Source organism: Mycoplasma todarodis (assembly GCF_004335995.1).
In the GTDB taxonomy this organism is placed as follows: domain Bacteria; phylum Bacillota_I; class Bacilli_A; order Mycoplasmatales; family Metamycoplasmataceae; genus Mycoplasma_K; species Mycoplasma_K todarodis.
The window spans coordinates 1-949 of sequence record NZ_PSZP01000073.1 but is presented as its reverse complement, the minus strand read 5'-3'; the positions used below and the strand labels follow the sequence as shown (position 1 = coordinate 949).

Sequence of the window (949 nt, the reverse complement as noted above, 5' to 3'; positions counted from 1 at the left end):
CGATTGTTCCATCTGGGTTACCTTTAACATCAATACTTGTGATATCTGTAACATTTGGTTTTTTACCCATTTGTCCAGTACCTAGATCAACACCAGTTGTTCTCTTAACGGCAGCAATTACTTTCTTGATATCAACTGTACCATCAGGTTTAGTTGCAGCTTTGATAGCTTTCTTAATATCTTTAACGATGTCAGAAATTTTTGTTTTACCTTGAGGTATTTTAATATCTACACCATCAATTTTTTTCTTGATATCTCCAGCGTGTTTATCTCTTGCTTTTGAAGCATTAGCTATATTGTCATTATTACCAATGAAATTACCATTCGCATCACCAGCTTCAGGAGCAGCTCCTTTAGTTCTTGTGTGAACTACGATTTTAATTTGGTTAGGATTTTTAGGATCTCTAGTTAAATCAATTCCTGTAATATCTGTACCTTTGTGACCAGTAGATAAATCAACACCAGCAATCGCTCTTATTGCAGCGATGATGTCAGCAACTGATGCGCCTTTTTTCTTCATTTTTGCAATAACTTCTGCAATTGTATCTGTACCTTGTCCAGCTTTAATATCAACATCTTTCAGCATTCTTTCAATATTAGCAATATTTGTTGCTTTTAATTTTGTTGCATTAATTATTGCAATTTGAGCATCATTCTTACCTGAAATTGAAACTTTAACTGTTTCAATTGGTTGTGTAGCTAGGTTAGTTGTTGTTTCGATAGTAACATCGATACCATCACCAGCAGCATTTACAGCAAGATCAATTTTTGTAATAGTTGTACCATTATCTGTAATTTTGATTTTTGAATCAGTTTCTTTATTAATTCCTGCAAGAATTCCAGCTACGTCAGTGGGACCAACTTTCATAATGTCAGCAATAACTTCCGCTAATGTTCTTCCACCTTGGTGTTTTAGCCCAAGATTTGTGAATTGTCTTTTTAGGTTAGT

General features: G+C 34.1%; 1 protein-coding gene. It reads right to left on the bottom strand.

Annotated elements, in window-relative coordinates; all coding sequences use genetic code 4:
- Positions 1–949, bottom strand: a 949-nt coding sequence (locus tag C4B25_RS04805; protein ID WP_168380716.1) for a hypothetical protein, incomplete at both ends; no start/stop codon positions are given.